The 21,368-nt window shown below is 63.5% G+C and carries 21 protein-coding genes and 1 pseudogene; 5 read left to right on the forward strand and 17 right to left on the reverse strand.

The genetic code is table 11. The annotated features are described in order from the left end of the window. The first annotated feature begins 22 nt into the window (after positions 1 to 22). Complete coding sequence (locus tag OB905_00985) at positions 23 to 766, forward strand: DUF6517 family protein (protein MCU4924561.1); 744 nt, start codon at positions 23 to 25, stop codon at positions 764 to 766. A gap of 117 nt (positions 767 to 883) precedes the next feature. On the opposite strand, the gene OB905_00990 is transcribed toward OB905_00985, so the two are convergent. Continuing rightward, on the reverse strand, positions 884 to 1,747 hold the full coding sequence (locus tag OB905_00990) for a 2-oxoacid:ferredoxin oxidoreductase subunit beta (GenBank protein ID MCU4924562.1): 864 nt from the start codon (positions 1,745 to 1,747) through the stop codon (positions 884 to 886). Further along, a complete protein-coding gene (locus OB905_00995) occupies positions 1,744 to 3,501 on the reverse strand; it encodes a 2-oxoacid:acceptor oxidoreductase subunit alpha (protein MCU4924563.1) in 1,758 nt (585 codons plus the stop codon). Before OB905_00995 ends, OB905_00990 begins: the two co-directional genes overlap by 4 nt. 153 nt (positions 3,502 to 3,654) lie before the next feature. Between OB905_00995 and OB905_01000 the strand changes: the two genes are divergently transcribed. Further along, positions 3,655 to 4,299 carry an FAD-dependent oxidoreductase gene (locus OB905_01000; GenBank protein ID MCU4924564.1) on the forward strand — a complete coding sequence of 215 codons (645 nt, stop codon included), beginning with the start codon at positions 3,655 to 3,657 and terminating at the stop codon, positions 4,297 to 4,299. A gap of 120 nt (positions 4,300 to 4,419) precedes the next feature. Continuing rightward, positions 4,420 to 4,803: a hypothetical protein gene (locus OB905_01005; protein ID MCU4924565.1), complete on the forward strand. Its 384-nt coding sequence runs from the start codon at positions 4,420 to 4,422 to the stop codon at positions 4,801 to 4,803. Positions 4,804 to 4,813: 10 nt separating this feature from the next. On the opposite strand, the gene OB905_01010 is transcribed toward OB905_01005, so the two are convergent. From OB905_01010 to OB905_01020, 3 genes are all read right to left on the reverse strand, one after another. Further along, the gene (locus tag OB905_01010) at positions 4,814 to 5,116 is read right to left on the reverse strand and encodes a hypothetical protein (GenBank protein MCU4924566.1); all 303 of its coding nucleotides are present in this window, start codon (positions 5,114 to 5,116) and stop codon (positions 4,814 to 4,816) included. A gap of 61 nt (positions 5,117 to 5,177) precedes the next feature. Next, positions 5,178 to 5,561, reverse strand: a complete 384-nt coding sequence (gene mce / locus OB905_01015; GenBank protein MCU4924567.1) for a methylmalonyl-CoA epimerase — start codon at positions 5,559 to 5,561, stop codon at positions 5,178 to 5,180. Between the two features lie 76 nt (positions 5,562 to 5,637). Continuing rightward, complete coding sequence (locus OB905_01020; GenBank protein MCU4924568.1) at positions 5,638 to 6,477, reverse strand: aldo/keto reductase; 840 nt, start codon at positions 6,475 to 6,477, stop codon at positions 5,638 to 5,640. A 78-nt stretch (positions 6,478 to 6,555) separates the two neighbouring features. On the opposite strand from OB905_01020, the pseudogene OB905_01025 reads away from it, so the two are divergent. Continuing rightward, positions 6,556 to 7,212 (forward strand): annotated as a pseudogene (locus OB905_01025) (Vms1/Ankzf1 family peptidyl-tRNA hydrolase). 42 nt (positions 7,213 to 7,254) lie between these two features. Here OB905_01025 and OB905_01030 read toward each other — a convergent pair. From OB905_01030 to OB905_01075, 10 genes are all read right to left on the reverse strand, one after another. Next, the gene (locus OB905_01030) at positions 7,255 to 8,937 is read right to left on the reverse strand and encodes a methylmalonyl-CoA mutase family protein (GenBank protein MCU4924569.1); all 1,683 of its coding nucleotides are present in this window, start codon (positions 8,935 to 8,937) and stop codon (positions 7,255 to 7,257) included. 48 nt (positions 8,938 to 8,985) lie between these two features. Continuing rightward, on the reverse strand, positions 8,986 to 9,306 hold the full coding sequence (locus OB905_01035; GenBank protein ID MCU4924570.1) for a hypothetical protein: 321 nt from the start codon (positions 9,304 to 9,306) through the stop codon (positions 8,986 to 8,988). A 3-nt stretch (positions 9,307 to 9,309) separates the two neighbouring features. Continuing rightward, a complete protein-coding gene (locus OB905_01040) occupies positions 9,310 to 9,921 on the reverse strand; it encodes a GNAT family N-acetyltransferase (protein ID MCU4924571.1) in 612 nt (203 codons plus the stop codon). Between the two features lie 139 nt (positions 9,922 to 10,060). Further along, entirely contained in the window at positions 10,061 to 10,570 is a 510-nt protein-coding gene (locus OB905_01045) for a DUF892 family protein (protein ID MCU4924572.1), read from the reverse strand. A 109-nt stretch (positions 10,571 to 10,679) separates the two neighbouring features. Beyond that, on the reverse strand, positions 10,680 to 11,408 hold the full coding sequence (locus OB905_01050; protein ID MCU4924573.1) for a hypothetical protein: 729 nt from the start codon (positions 11,406 to 11,408) through the stop codon (positions 10,680 to 10,682). Between the two features lies 1 nt (position 11,409). Further along, positions 11,410 to 12,561, reverse strand: coding sequence for a molecular chaperone DnaJ (dnaJ, locus tag OB905_01055; GenBank protein MCU4924574.1), 1,152 nt, complete (start codon positions 12,559 to 12,561; stop codon positions 11,410 to 11,412). A 121-nt stretch (positions 12,562 to 12,682) separates the two neighbouring features. After that, positions 12,683 to 14,614 carry a molecular chaperone DnaK gene (gene dnaK / locus OB905_01060; GenBank protein ID MCU4924575.1) on the reverse strand — a complete coding sequence of 644 codons (1,932 nt, stop codon included), beginning with the start codon at positions 14,612 to 14,614 and terminating at the stop codon, positions 12,683 to 12,685. Positions 14,615 to 14,776: 162 nt separating this feature from the next. Beyond that, entirely contained in the window at positions 14,777 to 15,151 is a 375-nt protein-coding gene (locus tag OB905_01065; protein ID MCU4924576.1) for a cupin domain-containing protein, read from the reverse strand. 138 nt (positions 15,152 to 15,289) lie between these two features. Further along, complete coding sequence (locus OB905_01070; GenBank protein ID MCU4924577.1) at positions 15,290 to 16,546, reverse strand: amino acid ABC transporter substrate-binding protein; 1,257 nt, start codon at positions 16,544 to 16,546, stop codon at positions 15,290 to 15,292. Between the two features lie 217 nt (positions 16,547 to 16,763). Then, on the reverse strand, positions 16,764 to 17,378 hold the full coding sequence (locus tag OB905_01075; protein MCU4924578.1) for a GAP family protein: 615 nt from the start codon (positions 17,376 to 17,378) through the stop codon (positions 16,764 to 16,766). 505 nt (positions 17,379 to 17,883) lie between these two features. Between OB905_01075 and OB905_01080 the strand changes: the two genes are divergently transcribed. Then, positions 17,884 to 19,341, forward strand: coding sequence for a DUF1214 domain-containing protein (locus OB905_01080; protein ID MCU4924579.1), 1,458 nt, complete (start codon positions 17,884 to 17,886; stop codon positions 19,339 to 19,341). Positions 19,342 to 19,444: 103 nt separating this feature from the next. Here the strand turns inward: OB905_01080 and OB905_01085 are convergent, their stop codons facing one another. Continuing rightward, positions 19,445 to 20,332 (reverse strand): DUF4397 domain-containing protein, encoded by an 888-nt coding sequence (locus tag OB905_01085; protein ID MCU4924580.1) that lies wholly within the window; start codon positions 20,330 to 20,332, stop codon positions 19,445 to 19,447. Positions 20,333 to 20,552: 220 nt separating this feature from the next. Continuing rightward, complete coding sequence (locus tag OB905_01090; GenBank protein MCU4924581.1) at positions 20,553 to 21,311, reverse strand: nucleotide exchange factor GrpE; 759 nt, start codon at positions 21,309 to 21,311, stop codon at positions 20,553 to 20,555. Between the last annotated feature and the right edge of the window lie 57 nt (positions 21,312 to 21,368).

Raw genomic sequence — 21,368 nt, forward strand, 5'->3', positions numbered from 1 at the left:
GTGACTACTCATACAGTACATCATGGATATATCACGGCGTACATACCTCGCCGCCGGCGGTGTGGGTGCACTCGGTCTGACGGCCGGGTGTCTCGACTTCGTCCTCGGCGACGGACCGCTCTCCTTCGAAGCCGAACAGGCAGTTCCGGGTGAGGCTGCGCTCTCGGAAACCGACTTTGCAGAGTTCGAGATCACCGAAGAGACGATGGAAGATTCGGTCAGCGCCGCCGGAATCGAACGAGATGTCGAAGCGAGTTACTGGATTTCCGCGTACATCAAGGAGGTCGAAATCGAGGGTGAGGCCGAGGATATAAGTGCCTTCGCGGCCGTCTCGACGCCGGACGTCAGCGTGGCCGGACAGTCGTTCAATCCCGTCGCGGAAATGGACACCGACGAGCTACTCGATGAGTACGGCGGCGAAATTAACTCCGACCGGGATCTGTCGGATGCCGAATATGATCGAACCGAGACGTTCTCGGTTCTTGGCGAGGACAGGGACGTCGACGTCTACGTCGGCGAACAGGAGTACGAGGGCGAAACCGTCACGATCGATATCTACGTCACCAACTTCGGACACGACGACGATTACCTCGCGATCATCGGCGTCCATCCACACGCCGACTCGCTCCGAGAGGCCGCCGAAGCGATTCACCTGCCAGACGGTATCGAGGGTGACGAGGCAGACGAGCACCTCGACTCGGAAATCCCCGACGGTCTCGACGAGGACATCCAGACGCTGTTCGAATCCGTTGAACACCCCGCCTAATCGCTGCCCTTCGTTCTGAAATCGATCGAATTCGAAGCGGTACTCAGAATCCGTGAGACGACTGAGAAGTGCGCGTTTTCATCCGGACGACCGAGGCCGATCCAGACCGGGAAAGCGTCAGTAGAACTCGCGAACGAGATCCATCGCGTCCTCGGGCGCGCCATCGGGAATCTCGGACATGTCCTCGGTGACGCCGTGTTGCTCGTGGTACGGCACGGAGTTTTCGTCCTGGTACATGATGCCCTGATACTCCTTCTCGCCGTCCAAGATGACCTCCTTTGCGGTCTCGTAATCGTTCGGGTCGTGGCCCTCCTCTTTCAGATCGACGAGCGTGTCGCGGAAGTAGTCGTAGGTGTCGACGTCGTTGAATGTTACGCAGGGGCTGAAGACGTTGACGAAGCCGAAGCCGTCGTGCTCGACCGCCGCCTGGACGATTTCCTGGTGGCGAAGCGCGTCGGAGGCAAACGACTGGGCGATGAACGTCGCACCCGAGGCGAGCGCGAGCGCGAGGGGGTTGACCGGCGGCTGCTGTGGCCCCTCGGGGGTCGTCGAGGTCTCGAAGTCCGACCGCGAGGTCGGCGAGGCCTGCCCCTTGGTCAGTCCGTAGATGCGGTTGTCCATGACGATGTAGGACATGTCCACGTTCCGGCGGACGGCGTGGACGAAGTGACCGGCGCCGATCGAGTAGCCGTCGCCGTCCCCACCGGCGACCATCACTTCGATGTCGGGACGGGCCATCTTGACGCCCGTGCCGACGGGCAGGGCGCGACCGTGGACCCCGTGTAGGGCGTAGCTGTGCATGTAGGTCCCGATCTTGCCCGAACAGCCGATACCGGCGACCACGAACGTGTTGTCGGGGTCGTTACCGGTTTCGGCCAGGGCTTTCATCATGCCGTTCATCGTCCCGAAGTCGCCACAGCCGGGACACCACGTTGGCTGCTTGTCGGATTTGAAGTCGGTGAATCGTACGTCGGAGCTCATCGTGCTGGTACCTCCGTTGCGAGTTGGTCGGTGATCTCTTCGGCTAGTTCGTCCGCCTTGAAGCGGACGCCAGTGTACTTGTTGATGCGCTTGACGCGGGTCAAGGTGTCGTGTTCGATGAGATCGGCGAACTGCCCGGTCGCGTTACACTCGACGACGATCGTCTCCTCGGCGGCCTCGACCTCCTCGGTGAGGTCCGGACGCGGGGAGATGTACGGAACCGAGATGACACGGACGTCGATACCGTCCTCGGCGAGGTAGTCGAGCGCCTCGACGAGCGCCCCTTCGTTCGATCCCCACGAGAGGATGAGCGTGTCGGCGTCGGGATCGCCGAACTCCCGGTACTCCCACGCCTCTTGCTCGCGGGCGGTCTCGACCTTTCGGTATCGTTTGTCGACTTGCTGGACGCGCTCGCCTTCTTCCTCGGTCCGGCGACCGAGTTCGTCGTGCTCCAGCCCGGTCGACATGTGAGCGCCGTCGACCGTCCCGGGGATCGCGCGCGGGCTGACACCGTCGTCGGTGACGGCGTGGGCGCGGAACCGACCCTGCTCATCGAGCCACTCGTCGACCTCCTCGTCGTCGACGAGCTTGCCGCGGTCGATCTCGACTGCGTCCATGTCGAACGCCTCCGGCGGGAACGTCTGTTCGGTGACGGACATCGCGAGGTCCGAAATCAGGAACACTGGCGTCTGGTACTTCTCAGCCAGGTTGAACGCCTCGATCGTCTTCCAGAAGCACTCGGTGATCGACGTTGGCGTGATGACGAACCGCGGGACCTCGCCGTGGCCGCCGTACAGCGCCATGTTCAGATCGCCCTGCTCCTGTTTCGTCGGCATCCCGGTCGAGGGACCCGAGCGCTGGACGTCGGTGATGACCAGCGGGGTCTCGCTGGTCGCGATCAGTCCGAACGTCTCGGTCATCAGGTCGACGCCGGCCCCGGAGGTCGCGGTCATCGACCGAGCGCCAGCGCGCGCCGCGCCCAGCGCCATGTTGATCGCCGAGAGCTCGTCTTCGGCCTGCACGACGTGGCCGCCGTAGTCTTCGATCCGGCCGGTCAGGTACTCCATGATCGTCGTCGCGGGCGTGATCGGGTAGCCGGCGTAGAACCGGCAGCCGGCGGCGATCGCGCCCATGCCGATGGCTTCGTTCCCGTTCAGGAGGACATAGTCCTCATCGGTCGTCTCGAGATTGTAGCCGAGATGATCCAGATCGAAGTTCTCGCGGACGTGATCACGACCGAGACGGGCGGCTTCCTTGTTGTTCTCGACGATTTTCGACCCCTTTCCGCCGAAGCGCTTCTCGAGTGCCTCGTCTAAGTACTCGACGTCGAAGCCGGTGATCTCACAGGCCGCACCGAGCGCGACCACGTTGCGCATGATCGCGCCGCCGGCATCCTCGGCGAGGGATTTCAACGGGACGTCGACAGCCGTCATCTCGTCGGGGATCTCGGCCTCCCAGGACCGTTCGCCGTCGTAGACGATGGCGCTGCCCTCGTGGAGTTCGTCGAGATTCTCGTCGATGGTTCGCTGGGTGAGCGCCACCAGAATGTCGAGTCTGTCGACGACGCTTTGCACTTGGTCGACCGACGTGCGGATCTTGTACGCCGTGTACCCACCGCGGATGCGCGATGCGAAGTCCTTGGAGGTGAACACGTGACGGCCGGCTCTGGACAGAGCCTGTGCGAAGATTTTGCCGGTGGAATCGATTCCGTCACCGGCCTCGCCTCCCACCGCCCAGTTGAGGTCCCTAGCCATGTTGTGGCGAAGTTTGCCCCAACAAAAGAAAAGGCTTCTGAAAGCCCCCTTTGTCGTGTGTTCTTTCGCTACAGTCACGCTGCCGTGCCGGAGTCCGTACCCAGTAGGGTCGATAACGGAACGCCTTTTCGATTCGGTGATCAAGGTTCTCACATGGAAGGAACGCCAGTCGCCGTTGCCGACGTTCGCGGGGTCGGTCTTGGGACGATCGCGCTCGAACTCGAGACACCACCCGACTTCGACCCCCTCCCTGGGCAGTTCGTCTTGCTCCGGGCGGTTCCGGACGGCGTCGACGAGGAGGTCGCCCGCCACTACACGCTCTCCTCGCCCGCGGCCGACGAGACGTTCGAACTCACCGTCGGGATCGATCCCGACGGCGACCTCTCGCCGTGGCTCGCCGACCTCGACGGCGGCGAGACGGTCCACGTCGACGGTCCCTTCGGCACGATCACCTACGAGGGCGAGGACGACATCGTCGCGATTGCAGGCGGCCCAGGCGTCGGCCCCGCGGTTGCCATCGCCGAAGCGGCCCATGAGGCGGGCCACGAGGCCACCGTCGTCTATCAGGACGACGAACCCGCCCATCGCGAGCGCCTCGACGCGCTCGCCGCGGATGGGGCGGCGATCACCATCGTTGGTGCGGACGAAGACGACGAACTCACAGACGCGATCGAGACCCACGTCGACGACGGGCAGATCTATGCCTTCGGCTTCAGCGAGTTCGTGACGACCGTCGCCGACGCGATAGACGCGGCCGGCGGCGATTCGGACGAGGCGCTGATCGAGAACTTCGGTTGAGGGACGCCCGTTTCCCGCCGACATCGGCCGAAGAGACCCCGCCGTGACCGTTCGGTCACGGGAACCACCGCGCGCATCGCAAGCACAGCCCATACCACCGCTCGCCCGCAACCGTCACTCATGGTTGACGAGGACCTCGAACTCGAGCGCGATCTGGGCCAGGCGACGATCGTCTACGAGGAACCGGACGAGGGAACGGTCAGGAAGACGGTCCCGAACGAACACATCGCGTACTTCCAGGACCACTGGATCGTAAAGACCGACGAGGACGACGAGGGCAACGACATCGTCCGCCGGATCCCCTCGAAACGCGTCCACTACGTCGAGCGCTCCGTCGAGCAGTTCGAGGAGGAAGTCGAGACGCTAGTCGATCGGGTGCAGTCGTTCGCCAGCTCGATCCAGACGAAGATCCCCGTCGGCGGCGGCGACGACGAACCCGAACACGTCGAGCCCCATCGCATCGACGTCACGCAAGGCGAGCCTGAAGAGCGCCAGTCCGACTGAGTCGCCGGCGTCAACGTCCGGACGCGCCGGCCTCGGCCTCTCTTTCGGCCTCCCAGTGCTGCGCGTACGCCGTCCGCGCCGCGTCCCACGTCGGCGCCCGCGCGAGGATTCGCCAGCGCTGTGCTTCGGGGTCGAAGTCGTACCCCACGTACTCGCCGTCGACCTCGAGAAACAGATGCGTCACATCGGCTGTTTGACATGAGCAGCCGTCGAAGACGTAGGGGATGGCGCTATCGACCCCGTCACGCTCCTCGAAGGCGTTCGCCTCTGACATATCGAGCGATCGAGAGGGAAACGCGTCGAGCGAGACCATAGCTCCGTTTTCGAACCGCGATTCATAAGCATTCGGGCCGTTCGACCTCGATGCGACCTACTCAGTGCTCGACGAACTCGAACAGGATCCCGCCGGTGTCTTTGGGGTGGAGGAACGCGACGTCGTGACCCCAGGCGCCAGGTCGTGGCTCCTCGTCGACGAGTCCGACGTCGTGTTCGCGAGCGGTTTCGAGTGCGGCCTCGATATCGTCGGTCTCGAACGCGAGGTGGTGGATTCCCGGGCCATTTCGATCGAGGTAGCGCGAGATCGTCCCGTCCTCGACCGGTTCGAGTAGCTCCACGTAGCCGTTTCCGCAGTCGAGAAAGACGACTCGAAGCCCGTCGAACGTTTCCTCGTGAACCGCCTCGATACCGAACAGTGCGCCGTACAGGTCCGCGAGTGCGCTCGCATCCTCGGTCGCAACGCCGGCGTGATCGAACTGCATAGCTCGACAGTGGGGCGGGCGGTGCCTTACTGTTGTGCTCTGTCCGTGGCCAGGCTGGTCCGACGTCGAACCGCCCTCACCGCAGCCCGATCTTCGCCGCGAGCCGCTCCCAGCGCCCGTCGCCGATCTCGCCGACCGCCGCCATCTCGTCGTTCGAGAGTTCGAAATCGAACACGTCGGCGTTCGTCTCGATGTGCTCGCGGCTCGCGGCCTTCGGAATCGCCGCGACCGCGGGTTGTTGAAGCAGCCACCGGAGCGCGACCTGTGCCGCCGACTTCCCGTGGGATTCGCCGATCGCCGCGAGGCGGTCGTCGCCCGGAACGGCGCCCTCCGCGAGGGGGCTGTAGGCCGTCAGACAGATTCCGTTCTCGGCGCAGTACTCGAGCAGGTCGTCCTGGTGGTGGTACGGGTGGTACTTCACCTGGTTCGTGACGATCGGCGTCTCGGAGTGCTCTCGCGCGCGGTCGAGTTGGTCCCGCGAGAAGTTGCTGACTCCGATGTGTGCGACTGCACCGTCCGCCTGGAGCTCGTTCATCGCCCCGATCGTCTCCGAAACGGGCGTGTGGGGCCGTGGTGCGTGGATCAACAGGAGGTCGGCCGTCGAGAGCCCCAGCCGATCGAGGCTCCGCCGGGTCGACTCGCGGACGGCCTCCGCCGCGAGGTTTCCCGTGTTGACCTTGGTCGTCACCCAGACGTCCTCGCGGTCGACGTCGCTCGCGGCGATCGCATCGCCGACGGCAGCCTCGTTGTCGTACATCTGGGCGGTGTCGATGTGGCGATAGCCGACCTCGAGGGCGGCCTCGACCGCCCGCCGGCACTCCTCTCCCGTCATCCGCGCGGTGCCGAAGCCGAGGACAGGGATTGCCGCCCCCTGCGCGTCGACCGTCGCGGTCTCGATCGTCTCGCCGGTGTCCATACGCTTCGTTCTCCCGAAACCGTATTCAAGGCCCGGCAGGCATTCAACGTCCGGGACGTCCGGAAGCCGTGAGCGGTCGCGGCGCTCGGTCGCCTCGACGGCGAGGGCGTCGAGGTGATCGAGCGCTTCGACAGCGACGTCCCCGGCAAATCAAGTGCCGAGGGGCAGTCCGCCGAGCGGTTCGAGCGCGACCGCGAGCGGCGCAAGCGGGAGTTCTTCGACACCGTCGCCGAGCGCGCCGCGCAGTCGTTTCTCGGGAACGAGCCCGTCGACGGCGTCCTGCTCGGGGGCACCACCGGCACGGTCGAGCGCTTTCGTGAGGAAGCCGAGCTCGACCACCACCTCGAGGAGCGCCTCGTCGACGCCGAGTTCGCCGTCGAGTACGCGACCGAGCAGGGGCTGCGCCAGCTCGCCGAGAAGGGGCGCGAACACCTAGACGAACGCGAGCGCGAGGGGCCCCGCCAGCGGCTGGCGGACTTTTTCGACGCGATACGAGACGACGAGGAGGCTGTCGCCTACGGGCGTGAGGAGGTCGACGACGCCCTCTCGTACGACGCCGTCGAGACGCTGCTGCTTTCGACGGCTGCAGATGGCCGGGTCGGGCGCGAGTTCGGCGACCGGGCCACAGAACAGGGCAGCGAGACGGTGCTGATCCCGGACGATTTCGCAGACGGAGAGCGCTTCGCCAGCGCCTTCGACGGCGTCGGCACGCTGTTGCGGTTTCCGATCGAGTGAGAGTGCATCCGCCGACGCTTAGACCGCGGCCCCTGCTGGCGATTAGACCGCAGTACCTGCCTGGTACTCGCCGAACTCATCGCGGAAGACGTCACAGATTTCGCCGACGGTCGCGTACGCTTTCACCGCCTCGATGATGTACGGCATGAGGTTTGCCTCGCCGCGCGCGGCGTCGCGAAGTGCTTCGAGCGCCGCCTCGACCGCCTCGTCGTCACGCTCTGTCCGGACCGATCCGAGACTGTCGAGTTGGCGCTGCTGGTCTTCCTCGGTGACCTCCTGGACGTCGACTTCGGGCTCTTCGTCGACCTCGAACTCGTTGACGCCGACGATGATGCGTTCACCTTCCTCGATCTCCTTCTGGCGATCGAAGGCGGTGTCCTGGATCTGGCGCTGGACCCACTGTTGCTCGATCGCCTCGAGCATGCCGCCCCGGTTCTCGATCTCGTCGAGGAGTTCGTAGGCCTCGGCTTCAACCTCGTCGGTCAGGCTCTCGACGTAGTAACTTCCCGCGAGGGGGTCGACGGTGTCTGCGGCACCGGACTCGTGGGCCAGGATCTGCTGGGTCCGCAGGGCGGTTCGAACCGACTCCTCGGTCGGTAAGGCAAGCGCCTCGTCTTTTCCGTTCGTGTGGAGGCTCTGCGTACCGCCGAGCACGGCCGCAAGCGCCTGGTAAGCCACCCGAACCACGTTGTTCTCGATCTGCTGGGCGGTGAGCATCGAGCCTGCAGTCTGGGTGTGGAACTTGAGCTGCTTCGATTTGGGGTCCTCGGCGTCGAAGCGCTCGTCGACGATGTCGTGCCACATCCGGCGGGCCGCCCGGAATTTGGCGACCTCCTCGAAGATGTTGTTGTGGCCGTTGAAGAAAAAGGAGAGCTGCGGGGCAAACTCGTCGACGTCGAGGCCAGCCTCGATCGCACGCTCGACGTACTCGATGCCGTTGCCCAGCGTGAAGGCGAGCTCCTGGGCGGCAGTCGAGCCGGCCTCGCGAATGTGATAACCCGAGATCGAGATCGTGTTGAACTTCGGCGTCTCGGAGGCACAGAACTCGAAGATGTCCGTGATGATCCGCATCGAGGGCTCGGGCGGGTAGATGTAGGTGTTGCGCGCGATGTACTCTTTCAAGAGATCGTTCTGGATCGTTCCTCGCAACTGCTCGCGGTCGACGCCCTGCTGGTCGCCGACCGCGATGTACATCGCGAGCAGTACCGACGCGGGTGCGTTGATCGTCATCGACGTCGAGACCTCGTCTAACGGAATCCCCTCGAAGACGGTCTCCATGTCCGCAAGCGAGTCGATCGCGACGCCGGCCTTGCCGACCTCGCCGGCGGCCATCGAATCGTCCGAGTCGTAGCCCATCTGGGTCGGCAGGTCGAAGGCCATCGAGAGGCCGGTCTGTCCCTGATCGAGCAGGTAGTGATACCGCTCGTTGGTATCTTCGGGCGTCGAGAAGCCAGCGTACTGGCGCATCGTCCAGAGCCGTCCCCGGTACCCCGTCGAGTAAACGCCGCGGGTGTACGGCGGCTCGCCCGGAAAGCCAAGCTCCTCTCGATACTCGAGGTCGTCGACGTCTGCGGGCGTGTAGAGTCGGTCAACCTCCTGTCCCCCCGTGTCGGTCGTAAACGTCTCTCGGCGCTCGCCGAAGCGCTCGACGACGGGCTCGACCGATCGCCCGTGCCAGTCTTCCCTGTCGGCGCGGATCTCCGCGAGGTCTTCGGCATCGAACATACTCAGTATCGATGGCGCCCCGGGGCTTGAAGCTTGACCTCCGCACCCTCAGATCGCGTCGTCCGGTTCGTGGTCGGCTGCGATCCGAGTGGCTTCGGTCTCGTAGCGCTCTCGAGTCTCGGCGTCGTCGACGGTTCCGAGCGCACCGTCCGGGACCACGAGCCCGGCTTTCGTCTCGCGTGCGGGGCCGGAAAAGCTGGTCAGCGCCCGCTCTCGACGGTGGTACTGGCGGCCGTCCTCGGTCGCGTAGACGAGAATGATGAGATTCAACTCGTCGTCGGAGTAGGTTCGCTCGACGAGCCACACCCGAGTCTCGTTCGGGTCGCCGGCCGTCGGACGCTCACCCTCGGGGCGGTCTTCCGGCGCCATCGGTCACCGTCCGGTGTCGTACTTGTACGTCGCCGTCTCCGGATCGATACCGAAGTCTTCGGCAGCTTCGGCGTCGTCGGGCTCGTCTTCCTCTCGCGCGCTCGCTTGCTTGAACGCCTCCCGGAAGCGGTCGGGCATCTCGAACTCGTCGACGGCGATCGAGAGTGGAACCGCGTCAGGATCGGTCCGCTCGCGCTTGTCCGCAAGTCGCTCCTGCAGAACCGCCGGCAGCGCCGACTCTTCGATGCGCCGGAAGCCAAACTGTGCGAGGTAGTCTGCTTCGCCGGTCAGCGAGTAGACGGTCTCGAACCCGTCGTCTGCGGCGTACTCGACCAGTCGCTCGATGACGTGTGCGCCGATCCCCTGGCCTCGCCAGGACTCGACGACGCCGATACTCGTCAGCTCACAGATGCCTGTCGCGCGCTCGGCGTCAGCCGATTCAGCGCCGTCGACCTTGTGGACGCGGATGCGGCCGAAGCCGGCCTTCTCGTTCGACCGCTCGTCGATCGCGATCACGTAGTCGCGGGAGCGAAACGCGGTGTCGTCGAGTCCCATCGACTCGATCTCCTCGAGAAGCCAGACCTCCTCTCTGTTTTTCGCGTCCCGAACGTACATGGTCTGAGGTAGGATCCCTGCGTGCAAAAGCGTTTGTGACGCACGAGCGCGCTCTCTCGACCCGATCAACCGATTTCGTGCGACCGATTCCGACGGACGCCACCGTCACTAACTGGGAACGGAACGGCCCGTCGTGACGTTACGACGGCGTGATCCGGTCCCAGAACGCCTTCATATCTGACGCCGTCGCCATCGCGTCGAGTTCGCGGTAGGTCGACTGTTCCTCGTCGTGGTTCGCCTCGAGTAGATCGGTCACCGCACTGTCGTGGCCCAGCTTTTTCGACAGCATCAGCAGGTTCTCGTACCCCGTCATCTCGATGCGCTCGGTGTGCATTCCTGCGCCGATGTATGCCATATTCAACAGCTCGTCGTCCTCGATCTGCTCTTCTAACGTCTGGCGCTCGGTCTCGAGTCCGTCGAAGACGGCGTCCTCGGTCGGGGCCGGTGTGGCGCCGATCTCGTCGAAGACGTCCTCGAGCCGAGAGACGTGTTCGCGGGTCTCTTCGCGGTGTTCGGCGAACCCCTCGCTGATCCGGTCGTTGGTCGCGTTGATCGCCATCTCGTCTAGAGCCTCGACGAGCTGGGTCTCGACGTAGTACATCTGGCGGAGCGCGTGTTCGAACATGTCCTCGAGCGTGTTCAGCGTCATCGTAGGGACGGGCGCGAGCCGCGGACAAAGATCTGGGGCCCGCGGTTGCAGGCAGGCGCTGCCGGCGTTCGAATGGACTCACTGTCGAGGCGCTTCGATCCCGAACGAACTACGCGATCTCGACCGATGCGGGATCGATCCGCCGTGGCTCGGGAACGGACGCCTCCCCAGAGACGGCGACGTCGGCGGACTCGGTCTCCGAGCCCGGAAGCACGATCACCGCGTCGGCGAGCAGCGGGGCCAGCACGCCCGCGACGACAGCGGCCGGGCTCCACGGCGCCCGGAGCGCGACGCGATCGCCAGCCGCCAATCCACTCTCGTCGACGACAGTTCTGGCGGCGTCGAGACACCGGCCGCGTCCGAACTCTCGATCTCCGTCCGACAGCAGCCCCGTCTCGGGATCGACCTCGACGGGCGGGAACGAGGGGTTCTCGCTCCAGAGGCCGCCCTCGAAGTGACGGATGGACGGGTCCGAGGGGGCGTCTCCGTAGCCGACGCGCTGGCCCCCCGGCGCCAGCTCGTACTCCTCGATCGTCTCCGTCGGGGCGACGACCGTCCGGACGTCCGTCTCCGCGGCCAGCTCCGTCGGCGGCTCGAATCGGGTCGTCCCGCCAAGCAGTGCCGTCCCGAAGAACGCGAGCAGCGCGAGCTGGCTGCTACCGGAAACACCGACGGTCACGCCGCGTCGGACGCCGGTGTGACGCAGAAAGTTGCCGGCTTTCCACGCGCTCGTCCGGAGCCAGTGGGCGTCGTACACCCGGCCTGTGGGGTCTTCGAGTGCCGGCTGCTCGGAGCGTCGGTCCCGGGCGAAGAGCTCACCGAGTGTCGGCTCGCCCATCTCAGAACGCCCGCTTTATTCGCTCGAAGAATCCCTCGTTGACGTCGATCTCGTCGCCGCCGGCTTCGGCGAACGCCTCGAGCGCCTCTCGTTGCTCTGCGTTTAAGCTGTCGGGGGTGACGACCTGCACCTTCACGAAGAGGTCTCCGTGGCCTCGCCCCCGGAGTCGTGGCATTCCTTTGCCGCCGAGACGGAACGTCTCGCCGCTCTGGGTCCCCGTCGGGATGTCGAACTGTGCCGCGCCCTCGATTGTCGGCACCTCGACCGTGTCGCCGAACGTCGCTTGCGGGAACGAGATCGGCATTCGATAGCGGAGGTCGTCGCCGTCGCGCTCGAAGTCCGGGTGGTCGGCCACCGCGACGTCGATCAGGAGGTCGCCGTTGAGGCCACCCTCCGGACTCGGAGCGCCCTCTCGTTCCATCCGGAGGGTCTGGCCGTCCCGAATTCCCGCTGGCACGTCGACGGTCAGCGTTGCCTCGGCTCGGACGTAGCCTCGGCCACGACAGTCACTACACTCCTCGGAGTAGAGGGTGCCGTCCCCATCGCAGCGCCGACAGGACGTCGTCTGCTGGACGCGTCCCAGCGGTGTCTGCTGAACCTGGGTGACCTGCCCGCGACCCTGACACTCCGGACACGTTCGGGCGTCGGCATCTGGGGGGTGACCCTCGCCGTCACAGGTGTCACAGCCCTCGGGTCGTTCGATGGTGAACTGCTTTTCGACGCCGTTGTAGGCGTCTTCGAGTTCGATCTCAAGTTCCGTCCGCAGATCCTGTCCCTTCTGGGGCCGGCGCCGGCCGCGTCCGCGTCCGCCGCCGCCGAAGACCTGCTCGAAGATGTCGCCGAGACCGCCACCGCCGCCCATGCCACCGAACGGATCGCCGCCCATGCCGCCGGCACCGCCCTGGCTGGCGTCGTAGCCGTGCTTTTCGGCCTGTTCGTAGCGGTCGTGGCCCATCTGGTCGTAGGCCTCGCGTTTGTCCTCGTCGGTGAGAACTTGCTTTGCCTTCTGGATCTTCTTGAACTTCTCTTCGGCGTCCGGATCGTCGCTGACGTCTGGGTGGTACTCCGTGGCCTTCTGGCGATAGGCCTGTTTGATCTCCTCGGGGGAGGCGTCCCGACTCACGCCCAGAATATCGTAGAAGTCCTCGCTCATTCGTTGTCACCCGCTAATCCGTTGGGACACTTCAAACGACCGTTCTCGCGTTCCCGTTCCCGACGTCACTCGTTTCCGTTCCGAACGTTGCTCCTCGAAGAGACGTCCGCAGTCGACGACGCTATTCCTCGTCTTCGTCTTCGTCCGCGTCGTCGGCGACGTCCTCGAAGTCCGCGTCGACGAACTCCTCGCCCTGGGCGTCTGCGCCGGCTGCACCGCCCATTCCGGCTCCAGCGGCGCCGCCCATGCCGCCAGCGCCGCCCATACCACCGGGACCGCCAGCGCCGGCACCAGCCGCGCCTTCGGCGCCGGCTTCCTGGTAGAGCTGCTTGCCGATCTCCTGGAGCTCCGTGCTCAGCTCCTCGACTGCGGCCTCGATCTCTTCGGCGTCGGCCTCGTCGTCGTCGATCGTCTCCTCAACGTCCTCGACGGCGGCCTCGATCGACTCGCGGAGTTCGTCGTCGACCTGCTCGTCGTTCTCCTCGAGGAGGGTCTCGGCGCGCTGAATCGTGGCCTCGGCAGTGTTGCGGGCCTCGATGCGCTGTCGGCGACGCTCGTCTTCCTCGGCGTGTTCCTCGGCGTCCTCTTGCATCCGCTCGATCTCCTCGTCGGAGAGGCCGGCGCCGCCCTCGATCGTGATCTCCTCGGAGGTGCCGGTGCCTTTGTCCTCAGCGGAAACGTTGACGATGCCGTTCTCGTCGATGTTGAAGGTGACCTCGATCTGTGGGGTTCCCGCAGGTGCCGGCGGGATATCGGTCAGGTGGAACTCACCTAACAGCTCGTTCTTCTCGGCGAGCTCGCGCTCGCCCTGGAAGACCCGCACCTGGACCGCCGTCTGGTTGTCGGCGGCGGTCGTGAAGATCTTCGACGCGTCGGTCGGGATCGTCGTGTTCTTCTCGATGAGGCGTTCGAAGAGGCCGCCTTTGACCTCGATACCCAGCGAGAGCGGCGTCACGTCGAGCAGGACGATGTCGTCGACGTCGCCCGAGAGGACGCCACCCTGGATCGCCGCGCCCAGCGCGACGGCCTCGTCGGGGTTGACGTTCTTCTGGGGCTCCTGACCTGCGAGCTCTTCGACCTGCTCTGTGACCTGGGGCATCCGGGTCGAGCCGCCGACCAGGATGACCTCGTCGATGTCGCCCTTCTCGTAGCCGGCGTCCTCCAGAGCCTGCTCCGTCGGGCCGACGGTGCGCTCGATCAGGTCGCTGGTCAGTGACTCGAACTTCGCGCGGGTCAGACTCTCCTCTAAGTGGATCGGGCCGTCGTCCGTGGCGGTAATAAAGGGGAGGTTGATCTCCGTCTCCTTCCGGCTCGAGAGCTCGATCTTGGCCTCCTCGGCGGCGTCTTTCAGTCGCTGGAGGGCCTGACGGTCCTCGCGGAGGTCGACACCGTGGTCGGCCTCGAACTCCTCGGCGAGGTAGTCGATGATCGCCTCGTCCCAGTCGTCGCCGCCGAGGTCGTTGTCCCCGTTGGTCGCGACGACCTCGTAGACGCCCCCGCCGAGGTCGAGGATGGAGACGTCGAAGGTACCCCCACCGAGGTCGTAGACGAGAACCGTCTGATCGGAGTCGTCGTCTAACCCGTAGGCCATCGACGCCGCGGTCGGCTCGTTGATGATGCGCTCGACCTCGAAGCCGGCGATCTCGCCGGCGTCTTTGGTCGCCTGACGCTGGCGGTCCGAGAAGTACGCAGGCACCGTGATGACGGCCTTTTCGACTTCTTCACCAAGGTACTCCTCGGCGTCGCGCTTGATCTTCCCGAGGATCATCGCGGAGATCTCTTCGGGCGTGTGCTCCTCGCCGTCTACCTCGACGGTGTAGTCGTCCTCGCCGATGTGGCGCTTGATAGAGGCGATCGTCCGCTCCGGGTTCTGAATCGCCTGATTCTTCGCTGGCTTCCCCACCAGGCGTTCGTCGTCGGTGAACGCGACGATCGACGGCGTCGTTCGATCTCCTTCTCCGTTGACGATGATCTCCGGGTCGCCACCCTCCATGACGGCGAACGCGCTGTTCGTCGTTCCGAGGTCGATTCCGAGAATCTTGTTACTCACCATTGTCGTTGTGGGAGCTATTGTTCGCACTTTGTTTTAAAGCTTACTAGCTCGTCCCGAGAGCCGAATAAAACGCCGACGCGGCCGATATCGGCGTCGCTGATGCACTTGGATCGACGATAAAATTCGCTTGGGGCTCCACTCAGTGGAATCTCTTTTCGGACCCTATGGAGACTCCAGAACGATCAGCTCACCATCTCCCGGTTCAGCGAGGAAGTAGACGTGACTGAACGACGATGTCGTCTCCGCTTTGTTCCCATGCCAGTGCTCTTCACCGGGAGGGAACACGATTAAATCACCGTTTGACACCGTACGCTCTTCGTCGCGCGTCGCCACGATGCCCTCTCCCTCGGTGACATACAGCACTTGTACGCCGGAGTGAGTGTGGAACTTGGTCCGCTCACCCGGCCGAAACGTTACTTCTGCCGATCGAACGGTATTCCCGTCGAACTCGCCCTCAACGCTTTCGGAGAGCAGTGCCAACGTCTCCTGTACTGGATGGTCCCACTCGTTCTTTTTTGCGGCGTTCGTTACGTTCATCGTTCGTACCCAACCTCATTGCCCATTCCCAGCAGGGTAAACTGCTATTCGACCTGTAACTGACAGTCATTCTCTGTGAAGAACGAATTCTGCCGTTCGTCGCGGGTGGGGAGCACCAGTTTTCACAGCCCGACCGATTCACCGCTTGTCCCAGGCCGGCGCCGGGTAGAGAGGGTCGGCTTCGCTGACCTGCTCTGGCCACACGAGTTGCTTGCCTGTGTCCGGCTGCCACTGGTAGACGACCATCCCTCTCGGTATGGTGCCGTCTTCGTTGAACTGCACGGACCCGTAGAGGCTCTCGAACTGGATCTCGCGAATGGCGTCGCGCACGGTCTCCGGACTCAGTTCGGCGACAGCGATGAACGCGCGCTGGAAGGTCTGAACGACGGCGCTGGCGGCCGCACTGTGGTAGCTGGGTTCGTACCCGTACTCATTTTCGATGGCCGAAAGAAACTCGCTCGTCGATCCGAAGACATCGTCCGCGGAGTCGACGGTGGTCGCCCACGGCGACGGACCGTACCAGTAGTCGCCGTTCTCCCCGGTCTGTGCCCTGAACGAGTCGGTAAGGCTACCCCCCGGCGCCCACACCATGTCGACGTCGACGGTCTCGCTCGCCAGTTGCTCGGCCGCGATCACCGCGTCGTCCTGATAGCCACACAGGAAGAGCACGTCCGCGTTGGTATCTTCGACGAGCGCGAGATACGCCGAGACATCGGTCGCCTCATCCGGGATCGTCTCGTCGACGACGATGTCGACTCCCGCTGACTGCAGGTTTCCGCGTGCGCCCTCCGCAACGTCTTGGTTGAACGGATCCCCTTTGACCAGGATCGCCGCCGATGACGGTTGATCCGGCTGCGCCACCGCCATCTCGATATTCGTGGTGGCGTCGGTGTCGGCGGTCGGTACCAGGCTGAAAATCCACTCGTTGTCGCGCTCGAATATCTGGCTGCTGGCGCCGCCACCGGCAACCATCGGCCGCTCGGCGCTCGCCGCCACGTCACTGGCCGGCAGCGTAATCCCGCTCGAGTACGGTCCCACCAGGTAGTCGATCCCCTCTTGCTCGACGAGGCTCTGGTAGATGGCTTCGCTCCTCGAGGAGTCGCTCTGGTCGTCTCGCAGGACCAGCTCGAGCTCGTAGGTAGTACCGTCGCCGGCTTCGACGCCGCCGGCGTTGTTGATGCGCTCTATGGTCAGTTCGTATGCGTCCGCATACAGCCGTCCGAGGTCGGAGAGGTCGCCGGAGAGACTCATCGATCCGCCGAGCGTGATCGTGTCCGTCGGCGTCTCGTCACCCCCGTCGTCTTCGTCGCTCCTATCGTCAGCCTCGGAAGTGGTGGCGGTTGCCGTCGACTTGCCACTCAGACAGCCTGCAAGGCCGGCGACACCTGCTCCCACGGCCGCTTTCAAAACCCGTCGGCGATTCGTACTCCGCCGCCCCTGTCCACTGGCGTTAGATCTTCGCGACATCTTCCACTCCAACTCCCCACAAAGTTTGCAAAGTAGCTTTCCAGCGGTTAGCGTGAGTTTCCCTGCCCTGTACCTGTACTCGAGGAACGTCGACAGTACCGTCTCAGTGCCGACCGCGACGGTCGCTATTGCCTGCGATAGAGAGTCACCCGACGATGTTGTTGATCGTGATAACGACAAAGATCAGGATCACGATTTCGCTCACGATCCACGAATGTGTGTTTATCCACGTGCGAACCTTCGGAAGGATCGTCTCCGCACGGTCGCCGATCATAACCAGGGATAGCGATGGAACGGCCAGAAGCAGTAGCGTCAGTAAGACAAACCCGGTTGCGTGCCACAGCGGATCGCCGTGACTCGCGAGGTAGGTCCCGACGGTGATCGACGTGAGAATGTCGGTCGGAAAGAACCCCATCAGCAGGAACCCCAGTTGGAACGAGAACTTCGGGGTCGCGGTCTCGAGTTTCCCCATCCACGTTGGGGGTTCGGATTGCTCGCGTTTCAGGTAGACGTTCACCATCGCGGCGAGGAGAACGACGAGCACGAGCAGTTGCAGCATGCGGTTCGACCCGCCCTGACGAACGCCACTGCCGAGATAATACGCGAGCGTGACGACGAGACTGATCGAGAGGGAGGCCCCGAAGACGAACGCGGCCGAATTCCGCCGCCAGTCCTCGCTCGTGGCCAGAAAGATGGCGCTGAGAATTTGCGGCCCACCGATCATAACGAATACCAGCGGGAGAATCACCAGGAAGTTCATCGTTCGAGGAGTACACGCGTAATTGCGGCCTGTCCGTCGACACTCGAGATTTTTGGCTCACGGTTGTGTCTGACGCCGATTGGAACGCCACGGTTCGAGTGTTGTTGGATATCAACCGTGCTCATGCAGCCTTCGACCGAATACACGTTCTACCGACATTATACCCCGTTGTTGAGAAGGTGATTGTTACTATTGCTAGCCAGCGCTGTCGCTGAAGGTCGAAATGAAGAGTACACCGTTCACGCGGTGGTAATCACGACGAGTCGAATAGAAGGCGCGAGTGAAGCACGAACTACGGTCCGTGGTCGGTCACTACAGAATCAGGTAGTCGATCGAGAAGTCAGAGACAGTCATCCATCGATCACTATCATCGTGCCATGAAATCCTTCTCGAGTAGCGGCACCGAATTATATGGAATGTTGGAGTGGAGGCGTGTGAGTCGGTCGTACCTGCTGCGATGGGCCCTGCTGCGATGGGCCACTCAGAGAGGCATGAGCCATGAGCCATGAGCAACGAAACAAACCGCACGACGTCAGAAGGTAGTCAGGACAGCGATACGGCTAGCAGTATAGCATCGATCGCAGAAGACGCGTACCGCTACGGACTCCAACAGGTCATCTACTACGTGACGCGCTTCAACTACACGCAGAACGAGGACAGCGACTTCTTCGTGGGCGTCGATCGATTGTACTACCCCAACGAGGGGCGACCGATAACGGCTGACTTCACGGCTGTCGTCACTCCGAACGCCACCACCCTCTATGGAATGGGCTTTCTCGACCTGCAGGACGAACCCATCGTCATCGAGATGCCCGAAGTCACCGACCGCTACTTCTCGCTACAGTTGATGAATCAGTACGGAATCTTTCCCCTCTACGCCGGGAATCAGTTCAACGGCACTGACGCGCGATCATACCTGATCCTGCCGTACGACTACGAAGGCGAGATTCCAGGCGACTTCGCCGCGACAGACGTTGTTCACGCAGGGACGAATACCCTGGCAACCGAACTCCGGTACGCGCTTCGCGACCCCACGGACGAATCCGAAATTGCGTACATCAACGACCTGCAGGAGCAGACGACCATCACCCCGCTCAGCGAGTGGCTCGAAAACGACCGCTCGGGCGTGCCGCGGGTGGAACAGTCAGTCGTCCCCGGCGACTACGAGACGATCCCGCGAATGGCGGAGCTCACAGCACAGCAGGTCGAAAATCAGACGGCAGCGGACTTCTTCACCCTCCTCAACCTCGTCCTGAACGACCCGAGCATGCCGCTCATCGACGACTCCCGAAAGGAGGCTGCGATGCTCGAGCGGCTGGAGCAGGTCGGAATCGGCCCGGGTCTGGAGTTCGACTGGTCCGCCCTCGAGACTGACGTACAGGAGGCGCTGACTAATGGATTCGAGAACGGGTTCGAGCGCGTCAGAGCCGCCGTCGTGGAAGGTAACAGCGACATCATGGTTGACATGAACGGCTGGAACGTTCTTCAGAACACGGGGGACTTCAGAACCGACTGGTTGACCCGGGCTGCCATGGCCGACTTCGGCTTCGCGGGCCCCGACTCGCCCGCGTCTCACGTCGGTGGGATCATATTTACTGACGCGAACGGCGACCCACTGGATGGGTCGAACCGGTACACCATCACGTTCGACCTCGATGACTTGCCACCAGTCACCGAGTTCTGGGAGGTCCCGATCTACGATGCGCAGGGCTACTTCGTCGAAAACGACCTCGACCGGTACAGCATCAACAGCTACATGCTCGAAGAAGGGCTGTTGCACACCGACGGTGACGAACTCGTCATTTACGTGCAACACGAGGAACCGGACGATCCCGAGCAGGCGACGAACTGGCTGCCAGCTCCTGAAGGGGGCATGCGCTACACAGCGCGATTCTACGGCCCACACTGGTCGCTGGTCGACGGGTCCTACGACATGCCCGAAGTCGTCCCTGCGGAGGAGTGAGGCCTTCTATAGTAACAACTGAAACAATTCACACACTGATCGCCGATCAGTCTGGCGGTCGAGTGTGCAATGACTTTCAGTGGCTACTATACCTTCATCCTAACTAAAACGTAGCCTTCTTCTCTTTCTCGTCCTTCTCGCAGTCTTTCTCGTCTTTCTCCGGTTCGTCTTCTTTCGGCTCCTCTTCATGCTCTTTCTCCGGTTCGTCTTCTTCAGGCGTCTCTTCCTCCGGCTCAACGTCCTCGTCGTCCGGAAGAGCATCCTCCGTGAGGAGGATCTCGAACGGTTCATCGGCGGGTGCTGCCTCCGGCTCGAGGTAGCCAATCGCGAACGCGGAGTAGACGGTCCCTCCGGCGAGGGAAACGTCGATGTCGAAGACGCTGGTCTCTCGGTCGCCCGCAGGATAGATGGCGATCGGATACTCGCCTTCCGGGACTTCGATGTAGCCGGATTCGCCGAACGCGACGTTCTCGAACAGCGCGTCCCCGTTGTCACCGGCAACGACGTCCACCGCAGGCGCGTCGGGTGCGGCGTGGACGACGCGAACGCGGGCAGTATCCGCATCGACCGGGCTGTTGTCGTCCTCGAGTATCAGCGCTTCGAGGGGCTGATTCTCGGCGGCCACTTCGCCGATTGCCGCGAGGGTGGAGTCCACCTCGCCGAGTTCGACGGTCTCTTCGAGCACTGCTTCGGCCGGGTCTTCGCCGACGGGAACGACCTGGATCGTGTACGTGTCGGGCTCCAGGTCGCGGTAGTCGGTGACCGTCCCGTACGCAATGTCCTCGCGGACCAACTCTCCATCGACGTAGACGTCGATGTTGGGTGCATCGGGTGAGAGGTGTGCACTTCGAGTTTGGACCGCGGTATCGGTCGGCTGGTCGTTCGCTTCGTGATCACTCGCGGCAGCCGTGGCACTTCCGAGACCACTCGCCACTACGAGGCCGCCACCGATCTGAATAATTCGCCGCCGGCTCATGTCTTCTCCAGTCATGCACCTGTCATGAACGACGATATCGATAATAGTGCTACCACTTGCAGGTGCCGGTTGATGAATGCTCGAAGCCCGGTACCCAACGATTTGAGCCGTCTGAGCGACCTGACCAGTATCGAAGAAGGCGGTCGCTTCGGATCTGGAACCAACACTGGGAACCGAGCCAACGGTTACCGGACTTTCCCGAACCGTCGTTGTTGAGTACAGAGAGATCCAGCCGTTACTCCTCGTCAGCGTCACTCGTTGCCTCGGCCTCTCCCGCTGCGGACTCGGCATCAGCAGCCGTCTCGTCGCTGGGCTCCGCATCGGCGAGTTCGCCGTTCGAAACGGTCACCTGGGCGTTCTGGACGACCTTCTCGCCCATCCGGTACCCCGGCGTGAACACGCTGGCGATCGTCCCCTCCGGCTCGTCGCTGTCGACGCGGGCCATCACCTCGTGGCGCTGGGGGTCGACCTCCGAGCCGGGTTCGGGGCTGATCTCCGCGACGTCCTCGTCGGCCAGCACGCGGTCGAACTCTCGAAGCGTCATCTCGACGCCCTCGCGCAAGTCCTCGACGCTCCCGTGTTCCTCTTCTAACGCCCGAGTGAGATTGTCGCGAACGCCGAGCAGCCGGGAGACAAGGTCCTCCGTCGCTCGATCCTTGATCTGCTGCTGGCGCTTTTTTGCGCGCTTCTTGTAGTTCTGGAAGTCGGCCTGCTTGCGTGCGAGCTTCCCCTCTAGCTCCTCGATACGCTCTTGATACTCGGCGATCTGGTCGTCGCGCTCCTCGATCGCCGCGTTGAGTTCCGCAACTGACTCGTCGCCCGCGACGGCGTCGCCCTCGTCGCCAACTTCTTCGCCGTCCTGCTCGACGTTCTCCGCCGCCGGAGCCGCCTCCTCCGGGGCGTCAGAGTCGGTTATGCGGTCGGACTCGTTCTCGGGTGCTTCCACGGACGAACCATCCGCCGCGTCCGGGTTCGTGGCCTCGTCTTCGCTCATGTTCCAGCCAAGGCACAGGGCTGATAAAAGGGTTGAGATACGCGCCCTCCGGACAGT

The sequence above is a fragment of the Halobacteria archaeon AArc-dxtr1 genome (assembly GCA_025517425.1).
Taxonomy (GTDB): Archaea; Halobacteriota; Halobacteria; order Halobacteriales; family Natrialbaceae; genus Halostagnicola.